Genomic DNA, 24,263 nt, shown 5'->3' on the forward strand with positions numbered 1-24,263 from the left:
TTAGGGGGGAGGGGTTCTGGTAACAGACCCTTCCTACCCTCCTCACCATCCCTGACCAGACTCCCATGCACCCGACCCGTCCCGCCAGCCCGCTGATCCGCGCGCTCGGCCGCGCCGACTACGAACCGACCTTTGCCGCGATGCGCGCGTTCACCGATGCGCGCACGCCCGACACGCCCGACGAACTCTGGATCGTCGAGCACCCGCCCGTGTTCACCCTGGGCCTGGGCGCGGACCGCGGGCACCTGCTGAATGGACCGGGTGTGCCGGCGCACGACATCCCCGTGGTGCAGACCGACCGCGGCGGCGAAGTGACCTACCACGGCCCCGGCCAGGTGGTGATCTACCTGCTGATGGACCTGCGCCGCAACAAGCCGGGCGGTAAATTGTATGCCCGACAATTTGTGGCAAAAATCGAACAGGCGGTCATCGAGGTGCTGGCGGCGTATAATCTCGGGGGCGAACGCGTGGCCGGCGCGCCCGGCATCTATATCGCCGAAGGCCCGCGCCGCGGCGCGAAGATCGCCGCCCTCGGCCTGAAAGTGCGCGGCAACGGCTGCACCTACCACGGGGTCTCGCTGAACGTGGCGATGGACCTGGCGCCGTTCTCGTGGATCAATCCTTGCGGCTACTCGGGCCTGGCCACCGTCGACATGCGCACCATGGGCGTCGAGGCGCCCCTTGCCGACGTGCAGCGCGCATTGGCCCACGCACTCGTGGGCCAATTAGCGGGTAACACTTTTACATCCGATCCTGCCGAACCGAACAATTCAATGGAGCCCCTGCGGGCATGAGCGACATGACTACCGAAACCGATACCGTCCTGAATCCCGCCAACGCTGCCGGCACTGCTGCCTACAACGCCAGCGACAAGCAGAAGGGCGCCAGCAAGACTTCGCGCATCCCGATCAAGATCGTGCCGATCGCCGACGCCGAGCGCCTGAAAAAGCCGGACTGGATCCGCGTCAAGGCGGCCACCGCCTCCTCGCGCTTCTACGAAATCAAGGACATCCTGCGCGCGAACAACCTGGTCACCGTCTGCGAAGAAGCCAGCTGCCCGAATATCGGCGAATGCTTCGGCAAGGGCACGGCCACCTTCATGATCATGGGCGACAAGTGCACGCGCCGCTGCCCGTTCTGCGACGTCGGCCACGGCCGCCCTGACCCGCTGGACGTGAACGAGCCGGGCAACCTGGCCAAGACCATCGCCGACCTGCGTTTGTCGTACGTGGTGATCACCTCGGTCGACCGCGACGACCTGCGCGACGGCGGCGCCGGCCACTTCGTCGAGTGCATCACGAAAACCCGCGCCCTGTCGCCGAACACCAAGATCGAAGTGCTGGTGCCCGACTTCCGCGGCCGCCTGGAAAAGGCGCTGAACATCTTCGCCGACGGCTTGCCGGACGTGATGAACCACAACCTGGAAACCGTGCCGCGCCTGTACAAGGAAGCGCGCCCGGGCGCCGACTATACGCACTCGCTGGTGCTGCTGCGCGATTTTAAAAAGATGTACCCGAACGCGGTCACCAAGTCCGGCATCATGGTCGGCCTGGGCGAGACCGACGAGGAAATCCTGCAGGTGATGCGCGACATGCGCGCGCACGACATCGACATGCTGACCATCGGCCAGTACCTGGCGCCGTCGAACTCGCACCTGCCGGTGCGCCGCTACGTGCACCCGGACCAGTTCAAGAAGTTCGAGGAAGCGGCCTACGAAATGGGCTTCGTGCACGCGGCAGTCGGCGCGATGGTGCGTTCGTCGTATCACGCCGACCAGCAGGCGCATAACGCGGGCGTGGCGGCAGCCTGATGGGAATGGTGGGTTCGAGAACCCACCCTACCAGTTGAAATGCATGCCCGTAGGGTGGGTTCTCGAACCCACCATGGAGGTACAACGAAAAATGGCCTCCTCGGAGGCCATTTTGCATGGTGCAGCCGCGTTTACTTCCGCTTGCGGCACTTCGCCCACGGCCGCGATGCCGATGCCGGTTTCAAGCACGCCGCTTCACTTCAGCTTTGCCGGTCCCTTGAACGCGTCCTGGATCTCGCCCGCCGCTTGCTGCACCCGCTCGATGTCCTGCACGTCGGCGCCGCCCGGCCGGGTCGGCACGATGCGCGGCGTGATCAGGACGATGGTCTCGGTCAGGGTGCCGGACTGCTCGTTGTTCGAGAACAGCTTGCCGACCACGGGCACGTCGCCCAGCAGCGGCACGCCGATGCGGCGCTGGCCCGAGGTGGCCTTGATCAGGCCGCCGATCAGGATGGCTTGCCCGTTATCGGCCACCAGCTGGGTGTTCACCTCGGTGGTCTTCTTCGACGGAATGCCGCCCAGCAGGGTGCCCGAGCTGACTTCCGGACGCACGCGCAGGGCGATGCGGCCGTCGGCGTCGACCGACGGCGTCACGCGCAGGATCACGCCGGTCTCCAGGAACTCGATGGTTTCGCTGGTGACGTTGTTGATGGTGGTGGTCACGCGGTAGCCCAGCTTGTCGCCGATGTTGGTCGTCGCTTCCTGGTTTTCCAGGGTCAGCAGCTTCGGCGTGGCCAGGGTGCGCACCCGGCCCTTGTTGTTCAGCGCATTCAGGAAGACGTCGACGTTATTGTTCACGAAGTTGAACACCAGGCCAGGCGTGGTGCGCTCGAGCAGGCGGCTGGTGCCGATGCGGTTCACGCCGTCGCCGCTGAAGACCTTGTTCCACTCGATGCCGAAGTTCTCGTTCTCGTCGAGCGTGATCTCGAGGATCTTCGCCTCGATCATGATCTGCTGCGGCTGGGTGTCGATCTCGCGCAGCAGCGCCACGATGCGCGCCATGCCCTCCGGCGTGTCCTCGACAATCAAGGTCCGCCGCGAGGGCAGCACCGTCACCTTGCCGCCGCGGCCGACGTGCTTCGACAGGATGTCGGCCACCAGCTGCGGCTCCGAATACAGCACCTTCAGCGCACGTACTTCCATGTTCGCCGACACCGGCGCGCCGGCTGCGGCGCCGTCGGCCGGGTTCACGATCATGTAGCCGTTCTCGCGCGTCAGCACCTGGTAGCCGCCCGCCTCGGCAATCGCGAAGATCGCCTGGCGCGGCGTCATGTCGTACAGGCTGACGGCTACGTTGCCGGTGACGCCCTTGCCGAGCATGATGTTGACGCGCTCGTGGCGCGAGATCATCTCGAACAGCTCGGCAATCGGGGTGTCGCGGAACACGAAGGAGGTCGGCGCGCCCAGCGGCGCCACCGTCGACGAGACCGCCGTGGCCGGCTGGTTTGCAGCCGCTGCCGGCGTGCGTTGCGGTGCTGCGCTTGCCGGGTGCGCGGCCAAGGCGGCGCCCAGCAGAACGGCCATGCCTGTGTGTGTGATGTGCTTCATTTGCGGCTCTCGTCCAGCAGCAGGACGCTGGTCACGCCACGCTTTTTCAGCGTGACGCCGCGTTCCTCCACCTTGATCAGTTGATAGTCGCCGAACCACTCGCCGCTGGCGAGGATCTGGCCATTGATGTTTGCCAGCGCGCCGCCTGGCGTGACCATCACGGCGCGCAGCTGGGGCATGGGCGGCGGCGCCTGCGCGGGCTCTTGCGCCGGCTCGGCGGCGGCCGGCGCCTGTACCACCCGTGCCGTCAGGGTCGGACGCGCGAACGGATCGCGCAGCGGCTGCGCTTGCGCCGCACCCTGCAACGGGGCCAGGCAGGCGATGGCGATCACGAAGACAAGGCGTTTCATGGCGCGTTCTCCTGGGTCTGGTAAGCCGCAATGCGGATGCGGATGGCCACCTGGCCGGGCGCGGTGCCGGTGCGCATGTCGAAGCCGGCGATCGACAGGTTGGGCTGCGAGCGCTCGATTGCGTTCATCCAGGCCAGCAGCGCCGCATATGGGCCGCTGGCATCGACGTCGAAGCCCAGGCGCATGAAGCCGAGCGCCATCTCGTCGGGCGCCGGCGCCACGCCGTGCACGGTCACGCCCTGCTCGCGCGCCAGCGCGCCGAGGCTGCCGACCAGGCGCACCTGGGCCTGGGCCGAAGTTTGCGCCGATGCCTGGCCTGATGCTGGACCTGGCCCGGCGCCCAGCCGCTGCTCCAGTTGCCGGCTGTCGGCGGCCAGCTGGGCCAGCTGGGCCGCGAGCAGGCGCGGGTCGCCGGCCGCCTGCGCCAGCTGCGCCTGTTCGGCGCGTACCGCGCGCAGGGCCGTCAGCGGCGCACGCAGCGCATAAAACCAGAGCGCGGCGCCGGCAATCAGCAGCAGGCCGGCGCCGGCCAGGTGCAGCTGGCGCGCCGGCAGTGCGGCGGCCTTGCGGATCCAGTCGGGATTCATGGCGTCTCCTGGCGTTTGACGAGCGCTGCGGAAGCGCTGAAGCCAACGGCGCCGCCCTCTTCCTCCGCGGCGGTGCTGCTGTTCAGGAAGCGCACCTCGGACAGCGCCGGGTCGGCGGCCAGGGCGGCCAGGAAGGCCGTCATCGCAGCGTCGTCGAGCGCGCCGCCGGTGATCTCGACCTGGGTGCCGAGGCGCCAGGCCTGGGATGTGCCGGTCTGTGGCGCGCGTCCCTGCACCGTCCCCGGCGGCAGCGGCGACGGCGCCGCCTGCAGGGTTTCCTGGGTGCGCGCCAGGCGCAGGGTCTGGAACCAGACGCGCTCGTTCAGGGCGTGGTCGAGCACCGTGGCCAGCGCCGCCACTTCGCCGGTGCCGCGCAGGCCGGCCAGCGCATCCAGGTTCTCGGCCAGCGCATCCTTGCGTGCCTGCGCAGCCGTGAGCTGGGTGCGCATCGCGCCAGCCTGCAGCGAGGCGGCGCGCTCCTGCTCCAGGCGCGGGGTTTCCAGCGCCAGGCGCCAGTGCAGAAAGGCGCTGGCGCCGCCGCCCACAAGCAGCAGCACCGCCAGCGCCGCGCCATACGCGGCCAGGGTGCGGCGCACGCGCAAGCCTTCGCGCCAGCTGCGCGGGATCATGTCGATATCAGCCACCGGCGCCTCCGCGCAGTGCCAGGCCGGCGGCCAGGGCGATGGCGTGCGCATCGCCGACTGCCGCACCCGGCGCGCCATGGAAAGCCTTGAACGGATCGAGCAGCTCCACCGGCAGGCGCACCAGTTCGCCGATGCGCTCGCCGATGTGGCGGTAGCGCGCCACGCTGCCGTTCAGGTAGACGCGGCTGATGCTGCTGCCGCGCGTGCGCGACGCCACGTACACCTGGGTGCGCACCAGCTCCTCGGCCAGCGCCGCGAATTCCTGGTACAGGATCTCGCGCACGGTGCGGCCGATGTCGGGCTGGGCGCCGCCGCCCTGGGGGGCGCCGGCCGGGGTGCCGATGCCGTGCTCGCGCAGCAGCGCCAGCGCCACCTCGTTGTCCAGCCCCAGCGCGCGCGACAGGCGCTCGACCAGCTGCTGCTCGCCGAAGTCGATCTCGCGGTCCAGCATCAGGCGCCGGCCCCAGATCACGGTCAGGTAGCTCTTGCTGGCGCCGAAGTTGATCAACAGGACCGACTGGTCGAAGTCTTCCTGCATCGCCGCCAGCAGGCGCGCAATCGCGGCCGGGCCGATGTCGAGCGCCACAGGTTCCAGGCCGGCGCCGCGCAGGGTGTCCAGGTAGGCCAGCACGTTCTTCGACGCCGCCACCGCCGCCAGCACCTGGCGCTCCGACCCCGTCGCCTCCACGCTGCGCACCTGGTAGTAATCGACCACCGATTCGCTGGCAGCCGCACCCAGCTGCTCGCGCACCGCCTTGGCCACCGCCTGCCCTTCGTTCTGTCCGTTCGGCACGTGCACCGTCAGCGGCAGGATCCGCACTTCGCTCGGCGCCAGCACCGACACCACGCGCCGCCCGGCAAACGGCGCGGCATGCAGGGCCTCGCGCACGAAGCGCTTCAGGCGCGGCGCGTCGGCCAGCAGCTGCGCGCGCTCGACCGGGTAGGGCAGCGAGACGGCGGCGCGCACGGCCGGGCCATCCGGCGACGGGATGGCCTGCAGCAGGTTCAGGCGCTGGGCTGCGAAGTCGAGGCCGATCGGCGCGGCCTGGACGCTGCGCTCCTTCAGCGAAGTCAGCCAGGCCTTCATGCTGGAAACCCGGGGCCAGGGCGGGGTCGGACGCAGGCGGCGTTGCCGGCTAGGGGAGAGGCGGGTATGTTCATGGCCGGTGGCAAAATCAGGTGCAGCGCTTGTAATAGCGCAGGGCCAGTTCGGGCTTGTTCGAACCGTCGAAACTGATGAAGGGAACATTCGACAGCGCCGTCGGCTTGAGCAGCACGCCGTAGTTCGATGCGGGACTGTTGGCCCAGACTTGCGCCAGCGTGTCGATGCGGAAGGGGTAGATGCCATTGTAGGCGCCGCTGCCCGGATCGATGACGGCGCTGGCGGCGGGCGCCGCGACATAGTCGCCGCCCGGATTGGTCCAGGGCGTGGTCCAGGTCGCGTTCTTGTCCCAGTTGCGTGTGAGGCGGTGCACGGCCAGCAGGCGGCCCGGCTGGCTGTTGTTGCCCGACTTCTTGGTGATTTTCAGGTCGGCCTGGATAATCGAGGCGCGGTCCAGTTCCGGCGACAGCTTGAACAACAGCAGCGGGTGCGCCGCGTCTTCGGTGGCGGTGAGGGTGTCGGCATTCGCCAGGCTGCCCGTGCCGTTCTTGACGATGGTGGTGTCCTCATCGCCCTTGCCGATGAAGGTCGCCGCCTTTGGGTTATCCAGATCGATCATCTGCATGGCGCGCGTGAGCGCGACGACCGACTTGCGTTCGGTGGTGGCGGTGATGCTGACGGTGAGGATGCCCTTGCTCTCCTTGGCGCTGCCGACCGTGACGCTGCCGCCGGGCAGTTTCAGGGTGCCGTAGGCGGCTTCATCGTCATCGCAATCGTCGAGCGACCCGCGCCACTTCGCCACCTGCAGGCCACTCGCGGCCAGGTAGCGCGCCACCTCGATGTCGTACTGCGCATCGACGGCGGACACGTTCATGCTGCCTTCGCGCGTGATCGTGTAGGCGAGCGTACCGATCGCGGCCAGGGTCAGGGCCACGGGCAGCAGCAGGATGCCGCGCTGGCGCATGCCGGCCTTCACAGGTCGGATCCCATGCGCACGCTGGCGGCGGCGCTGGTGCTGGCGCTGCCGCGCGCCAGGTCCAGGCGTACGGTCAGCAGCGGCTGGCCGGCTTCGGTGCTGGCAGCGGTCAGGGAAAAACTGTTCACCGATTCGGCCAGCACATAGCTGTCCTTGCCCTGCTGCTCGGTCAGCACGCCGTCGGCGATGCTGTAGGCGGCCGGTTTCAGCCATTCGCTGCTGGGCTTGTCGAGCAAGGCCGGGCCAACGGCGGTGCCGCGGATGCGCGCTGCAATGCGATCGAGCGCGAAGTCGGCTTCGCGTTCCAGGGCCACTTGGTCGGCGGCCACGCGCGCGGCATCGCCGGCGCTGTGCAACATCGGCCCCAGCGGCGCCAGCACCAGCGCGCCGATGGCCAGGCCGAGCAGCAGTTCGGCCAGGCTCAGGCCGCGCGAACGAAGAAAGTGCCTGCTCATCGCGCCACCATCGTGGTGAAGGAGTAGCCCTTGTCGGAACCCAGGGCGATATGCAGCATGGCCGCCTCGCGCCGGTTCTGGGCCGTGCCGGACGTCAGGAACACGGTGCTCGTACCGGTTTGCTCGCACAGCGAAATGACGAGCTGGCGCTTGACGCCGGCGCAGGCGGCATCGTCGGGCAGCACGTAGCTGGCCGCGTTGTCCTGCGAAGCGGCCAGCCACAGCGTCTGGTAGGGTTGAGCGAGGATCGCTTCCATTGTGTTTTTCATGCAACGCAATTCGCGCGCCTTGTCGACGCCGGCGGCCGATACCGTCAAGCCGTTGGTGAGCGCGTCCATCATCGGCACTGCGCAGATCGCCAGCACCAGCACGGCGACCATGACTTCCATGAACGAGAAGCCATGCTGGCGCAAGCACGCCGTCACAGGCTCACCCGTCCGGTGACCGGCGCCACGCGCACCACGCGTTCGGTATTGCCGTGGCGAATGGTGATGCGGGCTTCTTCCTTCAGCGGGGAGATATCCTTGGTACCCAGCAGCAGGCCAAGCGGCAGGTCCAACACCTTGGTGGGGGCGATATCGACCGGCATGCCGTCCGGACCGAAGTAGGCGCCGTTCGTTACCGCGCCGCTCTGGTACTTGAATACGGAACTGACGACGGTCGCCAGCGGCATGCCTTCCTTGGAGAAGCTGAGCTGGTAATCGCGCTTGTCGACCGGGTGGATTGCCGTGGTGCCGCTGCCGGAGGCTGCCGGCTGGTAGACGCGCAGGACCTGGCTGGCGGCATCGACGACGACGATCTGGTAGGTGCCGGTGCGCAGCGCCTCGCGCTGGGCGAAGCGGACGGCCTGGGCGATGTCGCCGGCGGCCGCGTCGGCGGCAAAGTCGGCCTGGGGATCGGCCTTCGGAACGACGATGGCGGCCGCGACGCCGAGAATGGCAACGACCACCAGCATTTCGGCCAAGGTAACACCTGCATGCCGAAGGGCAGGGCAAACCGTTACCATGGCCAGGCTGTGTTTATTTTGCCGACAGCGCGGTCTTGCCGTCACGCGCCAGGTTGCTGCTGTTGATCTGCAGCGTGCCGGTATCGTTGACGAAGCGCCAGCCGGCGGTGGCCGCGCCAGGCACCGGCGTTGCCGTTACCGTGGTGGCGACGACAACCGCATCCGAGCCGGTGATCGGCTCGGACGGGATCGCGCGGATGTACGGACCGAAGCTGTAGCCGGCGGCGGCCGTCGTGCAGGTGTGGCCGCTGAGGCTGCTGAACTTGGTCAACTGGTCGGTGAAAGTCGTAGCATTGTTGTCATCGGTCGAGCCAGCGCCGCCGGTCGGGCAGGCTGGTGCAGTGCTGCCGGTTACCGGCGCCTTCGATGGATAGCGGCCGTTGTGCTGGACACGATACAGTTCGATCGCCGAGCGCATGGTGGTCAGGTTGGCCAGGGCGGCCGATTCCTGGGCATCGCCCGAGGTATTCGAAAACTGCGGAATCGCAATCGCCGCCAGGATGGCGATGATGATCACGACGATCAGGAGCTCGATGAGCGTGAAGCCTTTGGCGGCGTAATGGCGGACGGTAGTGGTCATTTTAATAAGGGAATGGGTTAAGGTCGGTTTGCTTTACGGCAAATACTTAACGAGTAGCAACGAAGAGTAACATGAACGGCCAGCATTTTAATTGCCCATGCGCATTAACTTTTTCAATTGTTGCTTTTCAGTGAACCGCGCGTGACATTTTGAAAATCGGCAGGATGATCGAGGTCACAATCGTCCCGACCAGCACGCCCATCACCATCAGCATCACCGGTTCGGCCATCTTCGCCAGGCGGTTCAGCTGGCGCGTCAGGTCGCGTTCGTAGAAGTCGGCGACGCGCCCCATCACCTTGCCCAGCGAGCCAGTCGCTTCGCCGGTGTCGATCATCTGCTTCACGCTGCTGGGGATCAGCGGGCTGTCGCGAAAGCCCGCGGCAATGCCCCGCCCTTCGGTCACCTGCACCTCGAGTTCGCCCAGGAAGCGCTGGAATTCGGCGTTCGGGATCACGTTGCGGCAGGCGCCCAGCGTGTCGAGGATGGTCACGCCGCGCGCCAGCGAAATGCCCATCACGCGCATCAGGCGCGTCAAATAAATCTTGATGAAGATGTCTTTCACGTACGGCAGGCGCAGCTTGGCGCGGTCGAGCCAGGCGCGCGCATCCGGGCGGCGCAGGGCCACCAGCGCGGCGCCGGCCAGGCCGAGGACGGCCACCCCGAAGACCATGCCATGCTGCGTCAGCAGGTTGCTGGCGGCGATGAAGATCTTGGTCGTGAAGGGCAGCTCGTCGTAGATCGAGGCGAACATCACCGAGAATTTCGGGAACACGACCACCAGGATAAAGACAACCACAAGTATCGAAAACACGATCAGGAAACCGGGATAGGACAGCGCCGAAACGATGGTGCTGCGCAGCCTTTCCTGTTTCTCGTCCATGTCGACCAGCTGTTCGAGCACCTCGGGCAGGAAGCCGCCGGCCTCGCTGGCGCCGATCAGATTGATGTAGGTGGACGGGAACAGCTCCGGGTGCTTTGCCAGCGCCTCGGAAAAACGCTGGCCGCTGACGATGTCGTCCGCCACCTGGCCGATGATGGCCTTCAGGCGCGGCTTGTCGCTCTGCTCGTGCAGTGCGCGCAAGGCGTCGTGCAGGGCGACGCCGGTTTCCAGCAGCAGCACCAGGCGCTCGGTGAACAGCATGCGGTCGGCGCTGCCGATGCGGGCATCGCGCGACCAGTTCAGGCTTGCGCGCTTGCGCGCCGGCTGCGTTGCCGCTGCCGGCGCCGGCGCCGCCGCTGCATCATCCCATTCGATTGCCATGCCTTGCTCCCCTTACAGCGAGTGCACGACGCGTGCGATTTCCTCGGGCGTGGTATCGCCGCCGAATGCGCGCTCCATGCCGTCGGCGTACAGGTCGCGGTGACCCTTGCCTGCCACGTGCTGGACCAGCGCATCCTTGCTGGCGTTCGCGACGATCATGCGCTGCAGGTCCGCGCCCACTTCCAGCAATTCATAGATGCCCAGGCGCCCCTTGTAGCCCGAGTCGTAGCACGACGGGCAGCCGCGACCCTTTTGCAGCTTGAGGTTGCCCTCTCCCTTCCAGCCATAGGCCAGCGCCGCGCCGGGCGGCACCAGGTAGCCGGTCTTGCAGGCCGGGCAGATGCGGCGCACCAGGCGCTGCGCCATCACGCCGATCAGCGCCGACGACAGCAAATACGGCTCGACGCCCATCTCCACCAGGCGCGCCACCGCACCCAGGGTGTCGTTGGTATGCAGGGTAGTGAGCACCAGGTGCCCGGTCAGCGCCGCCTGCACCGCGATTTCCGCGGTCTGGCGGTCGCGGATCTCGCCGACCATGATGATGTCCGGGTCCTGGCGCAGCACGTGCTTCAGGATCTTCGGGAAGGTCAGCCCGATCGCATCGTTCACCTGGTTCTGGTTGATGATGTCCAGCTGGTACTCGACCGGGTCCTCGATCGTGACGATGTTCTTCTCGATGCTTTTCAGGTAGTTGATCGCCGCGTACAGGGAGGTGGTCTTGCCGCTGCCGGTGGGGCCGGTGACCAGGATCAGCCCGTGGCTGCGCCCGAGCAGGCGCTTGAAGGTCTCGACCGTGCCGCGCTCCATCCCCAGCTTGTCCACATCGAGGATCGACTGGTTTTTATCGAGCACGCGCAGCACCACCTTTTCGCCGTAGATGCCGGGCAGCGAGGAAAAGCGCAGGTCGACCGTGCGGCCTTGCGTCATCACCTGGATGCGGCCGTCCTGCGGCAAACGGCGCTCGGCGATGTCGAGATGCGCCATCACTTTCAGGCGCGAGACGATGGCCGGATGGAGTTCGACGCGCGGCGACATCACCTCGTACAGGATGCCGTCGATGCGCAGGCGGATGCGCGACTTGTTGCGCGAGATCTCGATGTGGATATCGCTGGCGTTGTCGTGGATGGCGCGCTGGATCACGGCGTTGACCATGTTGATCACCGGGCTGGCGCCGGCCATCTGGTCGATCTGCGTGTAGTCGTCCGGGATCTGGCTGTCCACCAGCTCCAGGTCGTTCGCTTCGCTGTGGATAAAATCCGGCATGGTGCCGCCGTAGGCATCGTCGCGCACGCGGTTGATGTCCGCCGGCGGCGCCATGGCCACGCGGATGCGGCAGCCGGTGCGCGCGCGGATTTCGTCGATGCTGTGCACCGCCTGCGGCTCGCCGGTGGCCAGGGTCAGCGTGTTCTCGACCACGAACAGCGGAATCACGTTCAGGCGCTTGGCCACGTCGCGCTCCAGCAAGGAGACGGCCACCGGGTCGTACAGGCCGGCGCGCAGGCTCACGAAGGGCAAGTCGAGCTGCTCGGCCAGGGCCTGGAACAGCGCCGCTTCGGTCAGCCACTTCTTCTCGACCATGATCAGGCCCATGCGCTTGCCGGTCTGTTCCTGCAGGCGCGCCGCTTCGGCCACCTGGGCGGCGGTGACGACGCCGCGCTCGACCAGGATATCGCCCAGCTTCGGCTGGCCGGCCCCGCGCGGCGCCTTGGCCTGTGCCTGCGGCGTGTCGTACAGGGCCACCTTGTCGGACACGCCGGTCACGTTCAGGATATCGAGCAGCAGCGGGCTCGGATAGGCCAGCTTCAGCCAGCCGCCCAGGCTTCCCAGGCGGTTCGCGGCGCGCGTCATCATTTCCAGCGCACGGCCCGACAGCAGCGCCACCTTGCCCAGGTCGAGCACGATGCTCACCTGGTGCTGGGCGATGCATTCGTTGATGGCCTTGTCGACCGCGTCCACGGCGTCGGCCGCCACCAGCGCCATCGCCGGCGCCAGGTAGGTCATCGAGCCGATGCGGCTGCGGGTGACGGCGTCGCTCATCGCTTATGCCGCCTGCTGGGGCAGGTCACGTGCAATGCTGAAGCGCGCGATCCACTCCGGCTCGGCCGCGCACACCTCCTCGAACACCTTGATGATCATGGGGTCGAGCTGGCTGCCGGCCACGCGTGCGATTTCCGCCATCGCCACTTCGTGGCTGCGCCCGGCGCGGTAGGCACGCGAGCTGGTGATCGAATCGTAGGTGTCGGCCACGGCGATGATGCGCGCGTGCAGCGGGATGTCGTTGCCCTTCAGCCCGTGCGGGTAGCCGGTGCCGTCGTACTTTTCCTGGTGGTGGCGCGCGCCCGGCACCGCGCCCTTCAGGCGGTCGATGTGGCGCAGGATTTCGTAGCTGCGCTCCGGGTGCACCTTGATGAAGGTGAATTCGTCGGCGGTCAGGCGGCCCGGCTTGCACAGCACCGCGTCGGGAATGCCGATCTTGCCGACGTCGTGCAGCAGCGAGCCCCAGAACAAATCGTCGGTGTCGCGCGTACCGAGGTTCATCCGTTTACCGATTTCCATGGTGATGTAGTGCACGCGCTCGGAGTGGCCGCGCGTGTACGGGTCTTTCGCTTCCACCGCCTCGATCAGGGCGTTCGCCATCTGGTCGTTGAATTTCTGGGTTTCGGCCAGCATGCCGTACATTTTGGAGAGGCCCGACAGCTGGTTCGCCAGCAGTTCGCCGAGTTTACGGTCGCTGTTCGAGAAATCGGGTTTCGCCAGGTGGTTCGCCAGCACCAGGATCGCCACCACGCTGCGGTCGTGGATCACCGGGCAGCACAGCAATTTGAAGGGCAGGTCGGTGAAGATGTAGGCGCGGCGCGGGTCGTTCACGTCGTTGATGACGATCGGCGTGCGTGCCGAATGCGTGAAGCGGTACAGGTCGCCGCGCATCTCGACCAGCACCAGGTCCAGGTTGTGGATCGGCGCCGACAGATTGGTCGCATGCACGCACAGGTTTTCGCCGGGCTTCACGAAGGCGGCGACATCGGCGTCCATGTGCTCGGCCCAGCTTTGCAGCAGGCGCTGGAACAAATCGGCGCCGGGTTCGAGCTGCTGCACGGTCTTGTCGATGGCGTAGACCAGGTGCAGTTCTTCGTAGCGCTCGGAGAGTTCGATCGCCATCGAGTCGAGCTCGCGCCGCGATGCCACTTCGTCGGCAATCCCTGCGCCGATGTCCTCGAAGGTTTCGGCCAGCGCGTCCCAGGCCGTGGGTGCTTCGGCCACGGCGTCGACCCGCACCGCCAGGTAGCCGAGCAGGCCGGTCTTGCCGTGCATCGCCATGTAGAGCAGGGTGGCGCCGTCGCGGTCGTGGCGCTGCATGCCGTCGCCGTCCTGGGCCCAGGTCAGGCCGGCCGCCATGCTCGCGCCGATCCATTCGCCGATATCGCTGCCGGCCTGCTGCTGCCAGCGTACCGATCCATCGGCCCCGCACACCGCGAAGTCGTAATCAAGGCCGGTGGTGCGGCGCAGCCAGCGTGCGTGACGGGAAAAGTCGAGATCGTTCAGGACATCATGCATGCGGGTTCTCCTGCGTGGCCGCGTTGGTGAAGTAGGTGGTGAGGCGGGCAATCAGCTGGCGTGGGCTGAGCGGCTTTTCCAGGAACTCGACGTTCGCCAGTTCACGCACCCATTCGCGCTCCTGCGACGCCGTCATCGAGGTCATCACGAAGATCGGGAAGCGTTCGTCGGGATAGCGCGCACGCGCGGTGCGGCACAGTTCACGGCCATCCATGCCGGCCATCTGGATGTCGCTCACCATCACGTCGGGGCGGCGCGCGGCCATCTTGTCCAGCGCCTCATTCCCGTCATTCGCGCTGCTGACTTCATAGCCTTCGCGTTCCAGCATCAGGCGGAGCACGCGGATCACGTGCGGTTCGTCGTCCACCAGCAAAATCGATTTCTTCATAGGACTTGGCTTCCTTCTGCCAGTGCCGGCATTTTCTTCAGATGGATGGAGAACACGCTGCCGTGTCCGAGTTCGCTCTCGATGGTCAGGCGGCCGTGGTGCAGTTCGACGATCTGGTTACTCAGGTACAGGCCCAGGCCGTGGCCGCCGCGCTGTTCCTCGCCGGTCTCGCGCACGCGGAAGAATTTCTCGGTCACGCGCTCGCGGTCTTCCGGCGTCATGCCGATGCCGCTGTCGCGCACGGCGATGACGACGTCGCTGTCGCCCTCTTCCGCACTCAGGGTCACGTTGCCGCCGGCCGCGTTGTACTTGATGGCGTTGTTCAGCAGATTGTTCAGGGCGATGCGGAACATGTCCTTGTCGACCGAAACTGCCGCCAGGTCGCGCGCAACCTGCAAATCGAGGCGGATGTTCTTGGCATCCGCGCGCGAACGCGCCTGCTGCCAGGCATCGCGCAGCAGGTCGTCGAGCTTCACGCGGTGGCGCTCCGGGCGCATGCTGCCCATCTCGAGTTTGCTCACGTTGAGCAGGTTGTTCACCAGCGAGGTCATGCGCTCGACCTCGTCCTGGATCACGTTGATGGCTTCCACGCGCACGGCCGGGTCGTCGATGCCGACGTCGGCCAGCATCTCGCCATACATGCCGATCACGTTCAGCGGCGATTTGAGCTCATGCGCCACGTGGGCCACGAAGTCGTTGCCGGCCTGGCGCGCCAGGTGTTCGCGGGTGGCGTCGCGCAGCACCACCAGGGTGCCGTAGGCCATCGCGTGCCCGGTCAGGGCCTGGGCCGTGGCCCACAGGCGCTTGCCCGGCACGCCGAGCGGATTGAATTCGATCGTCATCTGGCTGCGCGCATCCAGGCCGGCGCCGCGGAAACGCGCCAGCATCGCGCGCAGTTCCGGGTCGCGGCACCAGGCCTCGACCGGTTGCGACAGCACCTCGGCCACCGGCACGCCGAGCAGCGGTTCGATCTTGCCGGTGGCGAAGGTGACTTCGGCGGCCGGGTCGAGCACCAGCAGGCCGTCGGGCAGGCATTGCAGCACCGCCTGCATCTTGTTGCTGCCGTATTCGAGCAGGCGGCCGCTGGCCATGCTGGCGATGCTGTCCTGTTCCAGCTCGCGGATGCGGGCGCTGGTGTGGTCGAGGTAGCGGTTCAGCTTGCCGGCCAGGCCGCGCACATCCTGGTTGGCATCCAGTTCTTGGGTTGGAGCTTGCGCCTGGGCTGCGCCGAGGGTCTTCAGCTGGTCGCCGAGGGCGGCCAGCGGCGCCATCTCGCGCTTGATGACGATATAGATAAGCGGTACCAGCAGGAACACGGCCAGCGCGATCAGCGCGTAGAACGGCAAGTCCTTCAGGTCGAGGAAGCCCTGCGGCTCGAAGTAGCCGATGCGCAGCTGCAGGCGCGCATCCGGGCTGGCCAGCGGGCCGCGGAATTCGCGGACCGCGCGCGCGTTCTGGCCGGCGGCTACGCCGCGCTCGTCGAAACTGGCCAGGGCCAGCGGCGCGGCCGGCGGCACGATGGCGCCGGGGCTGGCCACTTCGGCCAGGTTGCGGCCATCCTCGCCGCTGATGGCGGCGTAGGCGAAATCGGGGTTGTCGCGCCCGGCCAGCAGCGACGCCAGCACGCCCGGCTGGCCCGGGGGCGGCAGCAGTACGCTTGCCGGCAGCACCGCCAGCGAGCGCACCGTGCCCAGGCCCTGGGCGCGCACCTGCTCGGCCTGTTCGGTGTGCTGGCGCTCCAGCAGCAGGGAGACCACCAGCGCAATAACGGCCAGCGAGGAGACGACGAGGATAAGGCCGATCCGGTTATTTTTCATGGTAGGCAACGGAATGCGGCAGGTCTAAAGCGCTAGACTATAGTTGAAAATTTCTTACAGGAAAATAACATTCTGCGCGCGAATGTGAACTGGTCAACTATTTGAGCCGTCTACAACACATTTGTATGCACAAGGCCCGTCAAACCGGCATGCCAGGCCAGTTCCGGAACGAGAGGGCCGCGGCATCCGCGATATAGTGGTAACAACCAGACATCGTCTTTTTCACAAATGAGCAATTTTCGTAACGATCCTTCCGACAACGATTCCGACACGGGCGACGACGCCTTTCTTGAACAAGACCTGAAGCTGGCCGAACGCGGCATCGCGCTGGTCAAGATGGAAGGCCGCGTCTTCCTGCGTTTTTCCGGCGAAGTGAAGTACCACGGCCTGCGCGTGCGCTACGCCCTGGTGCCGGCGCGCGGCGTGCTGGCCAAGCCGAGCAAGTGGCGCAAGATGGACCCGCTGGCGCGGCGCGACCTGATCGCCGAGCGCACCGGCGACAAGGCCCTGGCCGAACTCCAGATGGACGCCGAGGAATTCGTGGCCGAGATCGCCGAGCAGGCCGACGACGCCGGTTTCGATCCGCGCGTCTTCCTGGGTGTGCTCGACGAGCTGGAAACCTCGGAGCCGGCCGAATACGTGTTCGAGCGCATCCGCCAGCGTGTCGAGCACGCCATCGAGCGCGACCAGGAAGAGCGCCACGCCGCCCGCACCAAGGAAAGCATCAACCTGGCCGAGTACCCGGAATCCTTCGAGGTCGCCAGCCGCATGCCGCGCAAGTTCATCGCCCTGCTCGGCCCGACCAACTCGGGCAAGACCCACCGCGCGATGGAAGCGCTGGCGAAAGCCGGCAGCGGCGTGTATCTGGCGCCGCTGCGCTTGCTGGCGCTGGAAAACTACGAACGCCTGCAGGCGGCCCGCCCGCACGGCGAGGCGTTGAAGGTGAGCCTGGTCACCGGCGAGGAGCGCCGCATCGCCGAGGGCAGCACCCACGTCGCCAGCACGGTCGAGATGCTCGATACCAAAAAGGCGGTGGAAGTGGCCGTGATCGACGAAATCCAGATGCTGGCCGACCGCGACCGCGGCGCCGCCTGGACCGCCGCCGTCTGCGGCGCGCCCGCCAGCACCGTCTACCTGGTCGGGGCGCCGGAAGCACGGCGCGCCATCGAGGCGCTGGCCGAGCGGCTGGAAGTGCCGCTCGAAGTGCACGTGCTGAAACGCATGGCGCCGCTGGCGATGGAACCGTCGCCGGTGCGTAAACTCGGCAATTTGCGCCGGGGCGACGCCGTGATTGCCTTTTCGCGGCGCGAGGTGCTGATGTGGCGCGACATGATCACCGAGAAGGGGCTGTCGGTCGCCACCGTCTACGGCAATTTGTCGCCGGAAGTGCGCCGCGCCCAGGCCGAGCGTTTCCGCGAGGGGCAGGCCGACATCGTGGTCGGCACCGACGCCCTGGCCATGGGCCTGAACATGCCGATCGCGCGCATCGTGATGACCACCGCCGTGAAATACAACGGCTACGAAGAGGAAGAGATTTCGGCGGCGCTGGCCAAGCAGATCGCCGGCCGCGCCGGGCGCTATGGCGTGCACGAGGAAGGTTTCGTGGCCGGCTACGACGACGACACCCACGAGGTGATGCGCGCGCTGATGAAGGAAAAGATCGCCGCCATTCCCGCCAGCGGTTTCGCGGTCGCGCCGTCGCTCGAACAATTGCACCGGATTGCGTCGGTGACCGGCGAAACCTCGCTGGTCAAATTACTGAAGCGTTTTGTTCACAACATCGACGTACCGGATGGCTTTTTCTATCCGCGCATTACCGAGGAACAGAACGAGCGCGCCGAGTGGCTCGACACCTTGCCCTTGTCGGTGGCCGAGAAATTCATGCTGTCGCTGGTGCCGATCTCGACCAAGGTACCGGTGCTGCAAAGCGCCTGGGAGCATTGGTCGCTGTCGCTGGCGAAAAAGAAGATCTGCAAGCTGCAGCCGCATACCCAGGAACTGTTCTTCATGAACCTGCAGGAAGTCGAGGACACCTGCCGCATGTACTCGGCCTATGCCTGGCTGGGCTACCGCCAGCCGGACTTCTTCCCCAGCATCGAGGAAGCCCAGAAGCTGGCGCGCGAAGCGTCGGAGCGGGTCGATTCGGTGCTGCAGCAGCAGAATTCGGCGACGCGCAAGCGCCATGCGGGTGGGGGTGGCGGTAAGCAGAAGCGCCGCGCGTAAAAGGTACGCAGCCTCAACCGTACGGTGGGCACTCCGTGCCCACGCGGAACGATGCGTTACGTTGGCCTTGTTGAAGCCGCGTGGCCTGCATCTTGACACCGCATCTCAAAGCAAGCCGCAACATTCAAACCCGGCCAACATGATGCGGTGTTCCGCGTGGGCACTCCGTGCCCACCCTACGGGTTATGCCGCAGGCCTGATGCAGTGTACGATGACGAATTCTCATCCGCCACAAACACAACATGAACAACCAGCTCACCCCCGACGTCTTCAACCAACGCGGCGCCAACACCCTGCCCGGCTACCTGGGCATCGAGATCCTGGAAATCGCCAAAAACCGCGTATCGGCGCGCCTGCCGGTGCGCCAGCAATTGCTGGCGCCGAACGGCTACCTGCACGCCGGCAGCGTGGTGACCCTGGCCGACACCGCCGCCGGCTACGCCTGCATGGCCCACTTGCCCGAAGGCGCGCACAGCTTCACCACCATCGAGTTGAAATCCAACCACCTCGGCACCGCGCGCGATGGCGCAATCGCGGCCGTGGCCACGCCGGCCCACCTGGGCCGCACCACGCAAGTCTGGGACGTAACGGTGACGGATGAAGCGAACGGCAAGACCATCGCCCTGTTCCGCTGCACGCAAATGATCCTGTATCCGAAAGCCGCCTGAGGCCTGCGGGAAAACACCTTGATCAGGGTGGCAGGCAGGCCGCCGCCACCCCGGCCGCGGTACCGCCCACGGCCGGCAGGTCCGACGGCGACTTGCCGTTGCCGACCAAAATCGCCGGCTGGCCCTTATAACTGAGCTGCAATTGCTCGCCCGCATAGCCGTCCAGTGCCTTCGGAATGAACACGGCAAAGCGGTAATTCAGGTCGGCATAAAAGCCGCTGTGGAAAATCTGGGCCGGCGGCCCTTCCTGGATCTCGGCGGCAATCGCATCGAGGATGGGGAGCCGGTCGCCACCATTGTTCAGGTCAGCCTGGCCCTGGTAGCGCAGGCTGTAGGGCGGCAAGCCGCCGAACTCGCGCCCGTCGTACGCGACGCGGAACTGCTCGACGTTGTACTGGAAGCCGCGCCCCGCATGCCCGGCAATGTCGGCGTTGCACAGCAAGAAAATCGCCCAGAACCCTTCGGAATCCACCGGCGCCAGGTAGCCCACGCGGTAACGCGCCGCCGACAGCGCAATCGGATTGGTGAAGTGGATTTCGTGCGCATTGGCCACGTGCTGGTAATGCAGGACAGCATCTGCCCTGCGCGCCTGTCCCGCGCACCCGGCCAGCGCACAGAGCGCGGCAATGCTGGATATCCTGCGAAGTAAATGACCCATTCCAACTCCTTTGCGAGCATGCACGCCCGTACAGGCGCTTGCGACCGCATCAAGCTTGGACGAATCGAATGCTCCAGGCTTGAGCTAAGTCAGGCGTGCTGTGGCATTGGCGCATATATCGCCCAAGGCGCCAGTTTACTCAGGGAGAAGAAGAGCGGCAAGGCGAGCACGGCCGCGGGCCGGCGCATTCCCTACCGGGACAGACTCTTAGAGCGCCTTTTGCAGCAGGGCGTGCAGCTGGGCAAAGTCCGGTTCGCCCACATAGCGCTTGAGAATGGCGCCATCCTTGCCGATCACAAAGGTGGTCGGCGTCAGCGTCACGTCGCCGAAGGATTTGGCAATGTCGCCGCCCGAGTCGAGCGCGACGATGAACGGCAGCTTGCGCGTTTCGGTGAAGTTGACGACGTAGTTCGGCGGGTCGTACTGCATGGCCACGGCCACGAATTCCAGGCCTTGCCCTTTGAACTTGTTGTAGGTGTCGACCATCGCCGGCATCTCGTGCACGCAGGTGGTGCACGAGGTGGCCCAGAAGTTCACCATCACCACCTTGCCACGTAATCCCTGCGTGCTGATCTTGTCGCCGGCAATGCTGATGAAGGTGACGTCGGGCGCCACCTCCCTGCTGCTGAAGGTGGCATAGCCGACGCCCGCCAGTGCGAGCACCACCGCCGCGGCGGCAGCGGGCTTGATCCAGGCGCGGGAGCCGGCGCTCATCGTCTTACAGGGCAACCGTCGACGATTGCGGATACTGGGCGCGCAGTTCTTCTTCGGTGATGTATTCGAAGATCTTGACCACGCGCTGGACGCCGGACACGCTCTGGGCGATCTTCGCGCCCAGGTCGCCTTCGCGCTGGGTCACGCGGCCCATCAGGTACACGGTGCCACGCTCGGTGACGACCTTGAACGAGGTCGCCGAGATCGTTTTCATTTCGACCAGGCTGCCCTTGACGTTGGTGGTGATCAGGGCGTCCGAGGAGCGCGAGGTGTAGCTCGACGGGCCGGCAATCGCCAGTTCGTTGATCACCGACACCACGTTCTCGATGCGGCGCACTTCGGCCTCGACCCTGGCCTTCATGGCTTCGTCGCGCACTTCGCCGGTGAGCAGCACCTTGCGGTTGAAGCTGGCGATGTTGACGTGGCCGGCGTCGCCGACGATCTTCGGAATCTGCACTTCGGCTTTCACCGTGATCGACTTGTCCTCGGTTTGCGCACCCAGCGTGCGGCGGTCCATGGTGGACGCCGCGCCGAAGGCGGCGCCGCCCACGACCAGCGGCACGCAGCCCTGCAGCGCGCCCAGCAGGGCTGCGCCCAGCATTACCTTGGTCAACGACCCCTTCAGGGCCTGGCCGGTTTTAATCATTCTCGTCTCCTCCGAAAAGCGCAACGTCGATGCCGTCGCAAATGCAATGGATCGCGACCAGGTGGACTTCCTGGATACGCGCGGTACGGCTATGCGGCACGTTGATGTGCACGTCGGCATCGGTCAGCATCTTGGCCAGCGCGCCGCCGTCCTTGCCGGTGAATGCCACCACGCGCATTTCGCGTTCCAGCGCCGCTTCCACGGCCGCCAGCACGTTCGCCGAATTGCCCGAGGTCGACATGGCCAGCAAGATGTCGCCGGCCTGGCCGAACGCTTGCACCTGCTTCGAGAAAATTTCGCGGAAGCTGTAGTCGTTCGCCACCGCGGTCAGGATCGAGGTGTCGGTGGTCAGGGCAATCGCGGGCAACGGAAAACGCTCGCGCTCGAAGCGGCCAACGAGTTCGGCAGCGAAATGCTGGCAGTCGGCGGCGGAGCCGCCATTGCCGCAAGCCAGGATCTTGTTGCCGTTGGACAGGGCGCTGAACATCAGTTCAATGGCCTGCGAAATAGGGGAAGACAGAGCCGCGGCCGACTTCAATTTGAGATCGGCGCTCTCCTGGAAGTGAGCGAGGATGCGTTGAGTGTTCATAGCCGGGGATTATAGTGCAGTGGAAAGGTGGGACGGACAAACCGTTTTTAAAATTGCTTACATTTCGTGCACAGTTAACATGCACTTAAGCTTCGATGGCGTTGCGCAGCCATTCAAGATTGTCACCATCAATGGCAATCACGTCGAAGCGGCAGGGCGGCAGGCGCGGGAAGCGCAGCAGATACACTTGGGCGGCGCGCACCAGGCGCCGTATTTTTGCAGGAGTGATACTGGCGGCCGCGCCGCCATGCTTGCTGTCGGCACGTTGGCGCACTTCGACGAAGACGATGGTGTCGCCATCGCGCATGATCAAATCGATCTCGCCGCCCTTGCAGGTGAAATTGGCCTCGATAAACGAGAGGCCCTGGCGTTTCAGGTAGCGCAGCGCCGTTTGCTCCCAGTCGCGGCCCTGAGACTGCTTTGGGGAAAGGCGCGTCGCCATGTCATGGCCTGGTTGCCGCCGCTTCGAAACCGAGGCCGTCGCGGTAGACGGCTGCCGCTTCCTGGCGCTTGACGGCATATGCGCCATTGTTCATGCGCACCGACAGGCGGCCGGTGACGCCGTCGAGCTCGAAACCGCTGCCCGGATGCTGGGCCACTTCGCGCGCCACGCGGAAGGCGTCGATGCCGAGCGCGTACAGGCGCTGCATGTCGAGGGTGTCGGCATCCACCGGGCGCGGATACACCATCACTTGCGGATGCTCGGGCTGGATGGTCCAGGGCAAATCGAGCAGGCGCACGCCGTCGAGCTCCGGCCAGCCGGCGCCGGCCGTGCGGCCCGGGTTGGCGGCCGAGACGCCATAGGTCGGCAGCGAGGTGCCGATGGCGCTGCGCACCTGGCGCAATTGATTGGCATCCAGCGCGGCAAAGACCAGGTCGGGACGGTCGATTTCCAGGCGCTTGCGCAGCTCGGCCAGGGCATTTGCGTCGACGTAGCCATCGATAACCGGCAGGTCGACCGTGGCATTGTTGTGGCCCAGGCGCGCCCAGTGCGAGGTGAATGCGCCGACCACGCGCTGCTGCCAGGCGGCGCTGCCACTGAGCACCAGGGCGCGGCCGCTGGCCTGCTCCTGGGCGGCCCAGTCGGCCACCTGGCGCGCTTCTTCTTCCAGCGACAGGCCGATCACCAGCATCTGCGCCGGCAGCGGACGGTCGATTTGCGGGTGGTTCAGGGCCACCGTCGGCTTGGTCACGACATTGCTGGACGCCACGGCGGCAACGGCGGAACGGGCCAGCGGGCCGACCACGATGTCGTTCTGTTCGGCGGCGCGGGCATAGGCGCGCAGCGTGTCTTCGGCCGAGTCGCCGCTGGCGACGACCTGCACTTCGATGCCGGCGCCGTCGCGCTCATGGCCGGCCATGAAGCCGGCGCGCACGGACTCGGCGGCCTTGCCCAGCGCGCCCGATTCCAGCGGCAGCAGCAGGGCCACGCGCGCCTGCACGCCGGGCGCGGCGGCCTGGGCGCCATTTTCGCGCGGGTAGAGCTCGATCGGTATGGTGCGGGTTTCCGACCGTGGCGCAGAGGTGGGTTCGGGCGGGGGCGCCGTACGTGGCGCACTTGTGTTTGGCTCTGCGGGCGCGCACAATCCGCCCGGTACGCCGCATCCCAGATCGGGTGGCAGGGGCGTGCTGGCGCAGCCGGCTACGGTAGCAACCGTGGCGGCCGCAGTGGCGACAGCAAGCAGACCCTTCAGTTTATTCACGAGCATCGTATCTCCAACATGACCGACAACCAGTCCATCGACATTGCCAAACTGCCAGTAATGGCCGAGGCAGCTCAGCAGTCCTATCCTACCGCAACGCTGTACGTCGTGGCCACCCCGATCGGTAATGCAACCGACATCACCCTGCGTGCATTGCACCTGCTGGCGCTGGCAGACGTGGTCGCCTGTGAGGATACGCGCAAAACCGGCGCCCTGCTCACCCGTTACGGCTTGAACAAGCAGATGGTCGCCGCGCACCAGCACAACGAGCGCGAAGTGGCCGATAAATTGATCGCAAGATTGCAGGCCGGCGAGCGCGTGGCGCTGGTGTCGGATGCCGGCACGCCGGCCGTGTCCGATCCGGGTGCGCGCATCGTCGATGCCGTGCGCGACGCCGGGCTGCGCGTGCTGCCGCTGCCGGGCGCCTCGGCATCGGTGACGGCGCTGTCGGCCAGCGGGCTGGTGAACGACCGTTTCAATTTCGTCGGCTTCCTGCCGGCCAAGGCCAAGCAGCGCGAAGCGGCCTTGCAGGCACTGGTGCGCGAGCCGGCCACCCTTGTGATCTACGAGGCGCCGCACCGCATAGTCGATTGCGTGGAAGGGCTGTTGGCCGTGTTCGAGCCGACGCGCCAGGTGGTGTTTGCGCGCGAGCTGACCAAGCTGTTCGAGGAAGTGCACCGCTGCCCGCTGAGCGAGGCGCTGGCCTGGGTAAAGGCCGACCAGCACCGCGAGCGCGGCGAATTCGTGGTGCTGGTGGAAGGCGCGACAATCGAGACCGATGCGGCCGATGTCGAGGCCGAGCGTATCCTGCAGATCCTGCTGACCGAGTGCTCGGTGAAGCAGGCGGCGAACCTGGCGGCACAAATTACCGGGCGCAAGAAGAATGCGCTGTATGAACGGGCCTTGCAGATCAAGGGCGAGTAAAGCTTCGTAGGGTGGTCGGCTCCACCCGGTAATGTGAATCAATCTGACGCGTGCGCCGC

The 24,263-nt window shown here is 66.2% G+C and carries 26 protein-coding genes; 5 read left to right on the plus strand and 21 right to left on the minus strand.

Translation table 11 applies throughout. The features are described 5' to 3' along the window. The first annotated feature begins 65 nt into the window (after positions 1–65). Both lipB and lipA read left to right on the plus strand, forming a co-directional pair. On the plus strand, positions 66–794 hold the full coding sequence (lipB, locus tag QWL29_RS15940; RefSeq protein ID WP_305823859.1) for a lipoyl(octanoyl) transferase LipB: 729 nt from the start codon (positions 66–68) through the stop codon (positions 792–794). Next, positions 791–1,810, plus strand: a complete 1,020-nt coding sequence (gene lipA / locus QWL29_RS15945) for a lipoyl synthase (RefSeq protein WP_305823860.1) — start codon at positions 791–793, stop codon at positions 1,808–1,810. The genes lipB and lipA overlap by 4 nt, the downstream gene beginning before the upstream one ends. Positions 1,811–2,005: 195 nt before the next feature. Here the strand turns inward: lipA and QWL29_RS15950 are convergent, their stop codons facing one another. The 15 genes from QWL29_RS15950 to QWL29_RS16020 form a co-directional block, all read right to left on the minus strand. Then, positions 2,006–3,358 (minus strand): type II secretion system protein GspD, encoded by a 1,353-nt coding sequence (locus QWL29_RS15950; protein ID WP_305823861.1) that lies wholly within the window; start codon positions 3,356–3,358, stop codon positions 2,006–2,008. Further along, positions 3,355–3,708 (minus strand): hypothetical protein, encoded by a 354-nt coding sequence (locus QWL29_RS15955; RefSeq protein WP_305823862.1) that lies wholly within the window; start codon positions 3,706–3,708, stop codon positions 3,355–3,357. The genes QWL29_RS15950 and QWL29_RS15955 overlap by 4 nt, the downstream gene beginning before the upstream one ends. Next, positions 3,705–4,295, minus strand: a complete 591-nt coding sequence (locus QWL29_RS15960) for a GspMb/PilO family protein (protein WP_305823863.1) — start codon at positions 4,293–4,295, stop codon at positions 3,705–3,707. Before QWL29_RS15960 ends, QWL29_RS15955 begins: the two co-directional genes overlap by 4 nt. Further along, positions 4,292–4,939: a PilN domain-containing protein gene (locus tag QWL29_RS15965; RefSeq protein WP_305823864.1), complete on the minus strand. Its 648-nt coding sequence runs from the start codon at positions 4,937–4,939 to the stop codon at positions 4,292–4,294. The genes QWL29_RS15960 and QWL29_RS15965 overlap by 4 nt, the downstream gene beginning before the upstream one ends. Then, positions 4,932–6,026: a pilus assembly protein PilM gene (pilM, locus tag QWL29_RS15970; protein ID WP_305823865.1), complete on the minus strand. Its 1,095-nt coding sequence runs from the start codon at positions 6,024–6,026 to the stop codon at positions 4,932–4,934. The genes QWL29_RS15965 and pilM overlap by 8 nt, the downstream gene beginning before the upstream one ends. A gap of 88 nt (positions 6,027–6,114) precedes the next feature. Further along, on the minus strand, positions 6,115–7,005 hold the full coding sequence (locus QWL29_RS15975) for a DNRLRE domain-containing protein (protein ID WP_305823866.1): 891 nt from the start codon (positions 7,003–7,005) through the stop codon (positions 6,115–6,117). 8 nt (positions 7,006–7,013) lie between these two features. Further along, the gene (locus QWL29_RS15980; RefSeq protein WP_305823867.1) at positions 7,014–7,472 is read right to left on the minus strand and encodes a hypothetical protein; all 459 of its coding nucleotides are present in this window, start codon (positions 7,470–7,472) and stop codon (positions 7,014–7,016) included. Further along, a complete protein-coding gene (locus tag QWL29_RS15985; RefSeq protein WP_305823868.1) occupies positions 7,469–7,897 on the minus strand; it encodes a type IV pilus modification PilV family protein in 429 nt (142 codons plus the stop codon). The genes QWL29_RS15980 and QWL29_RS15985 overlap by 4 nt, the downstream gene beginning before the upstream one ends. Further along, a complete protein-coding gene (locus tag QWL29_RS15990) occupies positions 7,894–8,478 on the minus strand; it encodes a prepilin-type N-terminal cleavage/methylation domain-containing protein (RefSeq protein ID WP_305823869.1) in 585 nt (194 codons plus the stop codon). The genes QWL29_RS15985 and QWL29_RS15990 overlap by 4 nt, the downstream gene beginning before the upstream one ends. 13 nt (positions 8,479–8,491) lie before the next feature. Then, complete coding sequence (locus QWL29_RS15995) at positions 8,492–9,058, minus strand: prepilin-type N-terminal cleavage/methylation domain-containing protein (protein WP_305823870.1); 567 nt, start codon at positions 9,056–9,058, stop codon at positions 8,492–8,494. Between the two features lie 127 nt (positions 9,059–9,185). Next, positions 9,186–10,319, minus strand: a complete 1,134-nt coding sequence (locus tag QWL29_RS16000; protein WP_305823871.1) for a type II secretion system F family protein — start codon at positions 10,317–10,319, stop codon at positions 9,186–9,188. Positions 10,320–10,331: 12 nt separating this feature from the next. Then, positions 10,332–12,356: an ATPase, T2SS/T4P/T4SS family gene (locus tag QWL29_RS16005; protein WP_305823872.1), complete on the minus strand. Its 2,025-nt coding sequence runs from the start codon at positions 12,354–12,356 to the stop codon at positions 10,332–10,334. Between the two features lie 3 nt (positions 12,357–12,359). After that, positions 12,360–13,874 (minus strand): GAF and HD-GYP domain-containing protein, encoded by a 1,515-nt coding sequence (locus tag QWL29_RS16010; RefSeq protein ID WP_305823873.1) that lies wholly within the window; start codon positions 13,872–13,874, stop codon positions 12,360–12,362. Continuing rightward, positions 13,867–14,262: a response regulator gene (locus QWL29_RS16015; protein ID WP_305823874.1), complete on the minus strand. Its 396-nt coding sequence runs from the start codon at positions 14,260–14,262 to the stop codon at positions 13,867–13,869. Before QWL29_RS16015 ends, QWL29_RS16010 begins: the two co-directional genes overlap by 8 nt. Continuing rightward, a complete protein-coding gene (locus QWL29_RS16020) occupies positions 14,259–16,079 on the minus strand; it encodes a PAS domain-containing sensor histidine kinase (protein ID WP_305823875.1) in 1,821 nt (606 codons plus the stop codon). The genes QWL29_RS16015 and QWL29_RS16020 overlap by 4 nt, the downstream gene beginning before the upstream one ends. Before the next feature lie 228 nt (positions 16,080–16,307). On the opposite strand from QWL29_RS16020, the gene QWL29_RS16025 reads away from it, so the two are divergent. Together QWL29_RS16025 and QWL29_RS16030 are read left to right on the plus strand one after the other, a co-directional pair. Continuing rightward, complete coding sequence (locus QWL29_RS16025) at positions 16,308–18,302, plus strand: helicase-related protein (RefSeq protein ID WP_305823876.1); 1,995 nt, start codon at positions 16,308–16,310, stop codon at positions 18,300–18,302. Between the two features lie 242 nt (positions 18,303–18,544). Next, a complete protein-coding gene (locus QWL29_RS16030) occupies positions 18,545–18,970 on the plus strand; it encodes a PaaI family thioesterase (RefSeq protein WP_305823877.1) in 426 nt (141 codons plus the stop codon). A 22-nt stretch (positions 18,971–18,992) separates the two neighbouring features. On the opposite strand, the gene QWL29_RS16035 is transcribed toward QWL29_RS16030, so the two are convergent. The 6 genes from QWL29_RS16035 to QWL29_RS16060 all read right to left on the minus strand — a co-directional run bounded on the left by QWL29_RS16035 (position 18,993) and on the right by QWL29_RS16060 (position 23,286). Next, on the minus strand, positions 18,993–19,628 hold the full coding sequence (locus QWL29_RS16035; RefSeq protein ID WP_305823878.1) for a hypothetical protein: 636 nt from the start codon (positions 19,626–19,628) through the stop codon (positions 18,993–18,995). 207 nt (positions 19,629–19,835) lie between these two features. Further along, entirely contained in the window at positions 19,836–20,342 is a 507-nt protein-coding gene (locus tag QWL29_RS16040) for a peroxiredoxin family protein (RefSeq protein WP_305823879.1), read from the minus strand. A 4-nt stretch (positions 20,343–20,346) separates the two neighbouring features. Beyond that, on the minus strand, positions 20,347–20,988 hold the full coding sequence (locus QWL29_RS16045) for a BON domain-containing protein (RefSeq protein ID WP_305823880.1): 642 nt from the start codon (positions 20,986–20,988) through the stop codon (positions 20,347–20,349). Next, positions 20,981–21,577: a phosphoheptose isomerase gene (locus tag QWL29_RS16050; RefSeq protein WP_305823881.1), complete on the minus strand. Its 597-nt coding sequence runs from the start codon at positions 21,575–21,577 to the stop codon at positions 20,981–20,983. Before QWL29_RS16050 ends, QWL29_RS16045 begins: the two co-directional genes overlap by 8 nt. Positions 21,578–21,662: 85 nt before the next feature. Then, on the minus strand, positions 21,663–22,019 hold the full coding sequence (locus QWL29_RS16055) for a YraN family protein (protein WP_305823882.1): 357 nt from the start codon (positions 22,017–22,019) through the stop codon (positions 21,663–21,665). 1 nt (position 22,020) lies between these two features. Further along, a complete protein-coding gene (locus QWL29_RS16060) occupies positions 22,021–23,286 on the minus strand; it encodes a penicillin-binding protein activator (protein ID WP_305823883.1) in 1,266 nt (421 codons plus the stop codon). Between the two features lie 12 nt (positions 23,287–23,298). Here QWL29_RS16060 and rsmI point away from each other — a divergent pair, with 12 nt between their 5' ends. After that, positions 23,299–24,204: a 16S rRNA (cytidine(1402)-2'-O)-methyltransferase gene (gene rsmI / locus QWL29_RS16065; RefSeq protein WP_305823884.1), complete on the plus strand. Its 906-nt coding sequence runs from the start codon at positions 23,299–23,301 to the stop codon at positions 24,202–24,204. Positions 24,205–24,263 lie beyond the last annotated feature (59 nt).

Source organism: Massilia brevitalea, assembly GCF_030711405.1.
Lineage (GTDB): Bacteria > Pseudomonadota > Gammaproteobacteria > Burkholderiales > Burkholderiaceae_D > Telluria > Telluria brevitalea.

Coding starts and splice junctions, on each gene's coding strand:
- QWL29_RS15990 (WP_305823869.1), bottom strand. CDS start 8,478: ATGGTAACGGTTTGCCCTGCCCTTCGGCATGCAGGTGTTACCTTGGCC.
- QWL29_RS15955 (WP_305823862.1), bottom strand. CDS start 3,708: ATGAAACGCCTTGTCTTCGTGATCGCCATCGCCTGCCTGGCCCCGTTG.
- QWL29_RS16060 (WP_305823883.1), bottom strand. CDS start 23,286: ATGCTCGTGAATAAACTGAAGGGTCTGCTTGCTGTCGCCACTGCGGCC.
- QWL29_RS15980 (WP_305823867.1), bottom strand. CDS start 7,472: ATGAGCAGGCACTTTCTTCGTTCGCGCGGCCTGAGCCTGGCCGAACTG.
- QWL29_RS15995 (WP_305823870.1), bottom strand. CDS start 9,058: ATGACCACTACCGTCCGCCATTACGCCGCCAAAGGCTTCACGCTCATC.
- QWL29_RS16010 (WP_305823873.1), bottom strand. CDS start 13,874: ATGCATGATGTCCTGAACGATCTCGACTTTTCCCGTCACGCACGCTGG.
- QWL29_RS16040 (WP_305823879.1), bottom strand. CDS start 20,342: ATGAGCGCCGGCTCCCGCGCCTGGATCAAGCCCGCTGCCGCCGCGGCG.
- QWL29_RS15975 (WP_305823866.1), bottom strand. CDS start 7,005: ATGCGCCAGCGCGGCATCCTGCTGCTGCCCGTGGCCCTGACCCTGGCC.
- QWL29_RS16000 (WP_305823871.1), bottom strand. CDS start 10,319: ATGGCAATCGAATGGGATGATGCAGCGGCGGCGCCGGCGCCGGCAGCG.
- QWL29_RS15950 (WP_305823861.1), bottom strand. CDS start 3,358: ATGAAGCACATCACACACACAGGCATGGCCGTTCTGCTGGGCGCCGCC.
- lipB (WP_305823859.1), top strand. CDS start 66: ATGCACCCGACCCGTCCCGCCAGCCCGCTGATCCGCGCGCTCGGCCGC.
- QWL29_RS16035 (WP_305823878.1), bottom strand. CDS start 19,628: ATGGGTCATTTACTTCGCAGGATATCCAGCATTGCCGCGCTCTGTGCG.
- QWL29_RS16045 (WP_305823880.1), bottom strand. CDS start 20,988: ATGATTAAAACCGGCCAGGCCCTGAAGGGGTCGTTGACCAAGGTAATG.
- QWL29_RS16055 (WP_305823882.1), bottom strand. CDS start 22,019: ATGGCGACGCGCCTTTCCCCAAAGCAGTCTCAGGGCCGCGACTGGGAG.
- lipA (WP_305823860.1), top strand. CDS start 791: ATGAGCGACATGACTACCGAAACCGATACCGTCCTGAATCCCGCCAAC.
- QWL29_RS16030 (WP_305823877.1), top strand. CDS start 18,545: ATGAACAACCAGCTCACCCCCGACGTCTTCAACCAACGCGGCGCCAAC.
- rsmI (WP_305823884.1), top strand. CDS start 23,299: ATGACCGACAACCAGTCCATCGACATTGCCAAACTGCCAGTAATGGCC.
- QWL29_RS15960 (WP_305823863.1), bottom strand. CDS start 4,295: ATGAATCCCGACTGGATCCGCAAGGCCGCCGCACTGCCGGCGCGCCAG.
- QWL29_RS16025 (WP_305823876.1), top strand. CDS start 16,308: ATGAGCAATTTTCGTAACGATCCTTCCGACAACGATTCCGACACGGGC.
- QWL29_RS16015 (WP_305823874.1), bottom strand. CDS start 14,262: ATGAAGAAATCGATTTTGCTGGTGGACGACGAACCGCACGTGATCCGC.
- QWL29_RS16020 (WP_305823875.1), bottom strand. CDS start 16,079: ATGAAAAATAACCGGATCGGCCTTATCCTCGTCGTCTCCTCGCTGGCC.
- pilM (WP_305823865.1), bottom strand. CDS start 6,026: ATGAAGGCCTGGCTGACTTCGCTGAAGGAGCGCAGCGTCCAGGCCGCG.
- QWL29_RS16005 (WP_305823872.1), bottom strand. CDS start 12,356: ATGAGCGACGCCGTCACCCGCAGCCGCATCGGCTCGATGACCTACCTG.
- QWL29_RS16050 (WP_305823881.1), bottom strand. CDS start 21,577: ATGAACACTCAACGCATCCTCGCTCACTTCCAGGAGAGCGCCGATCTC.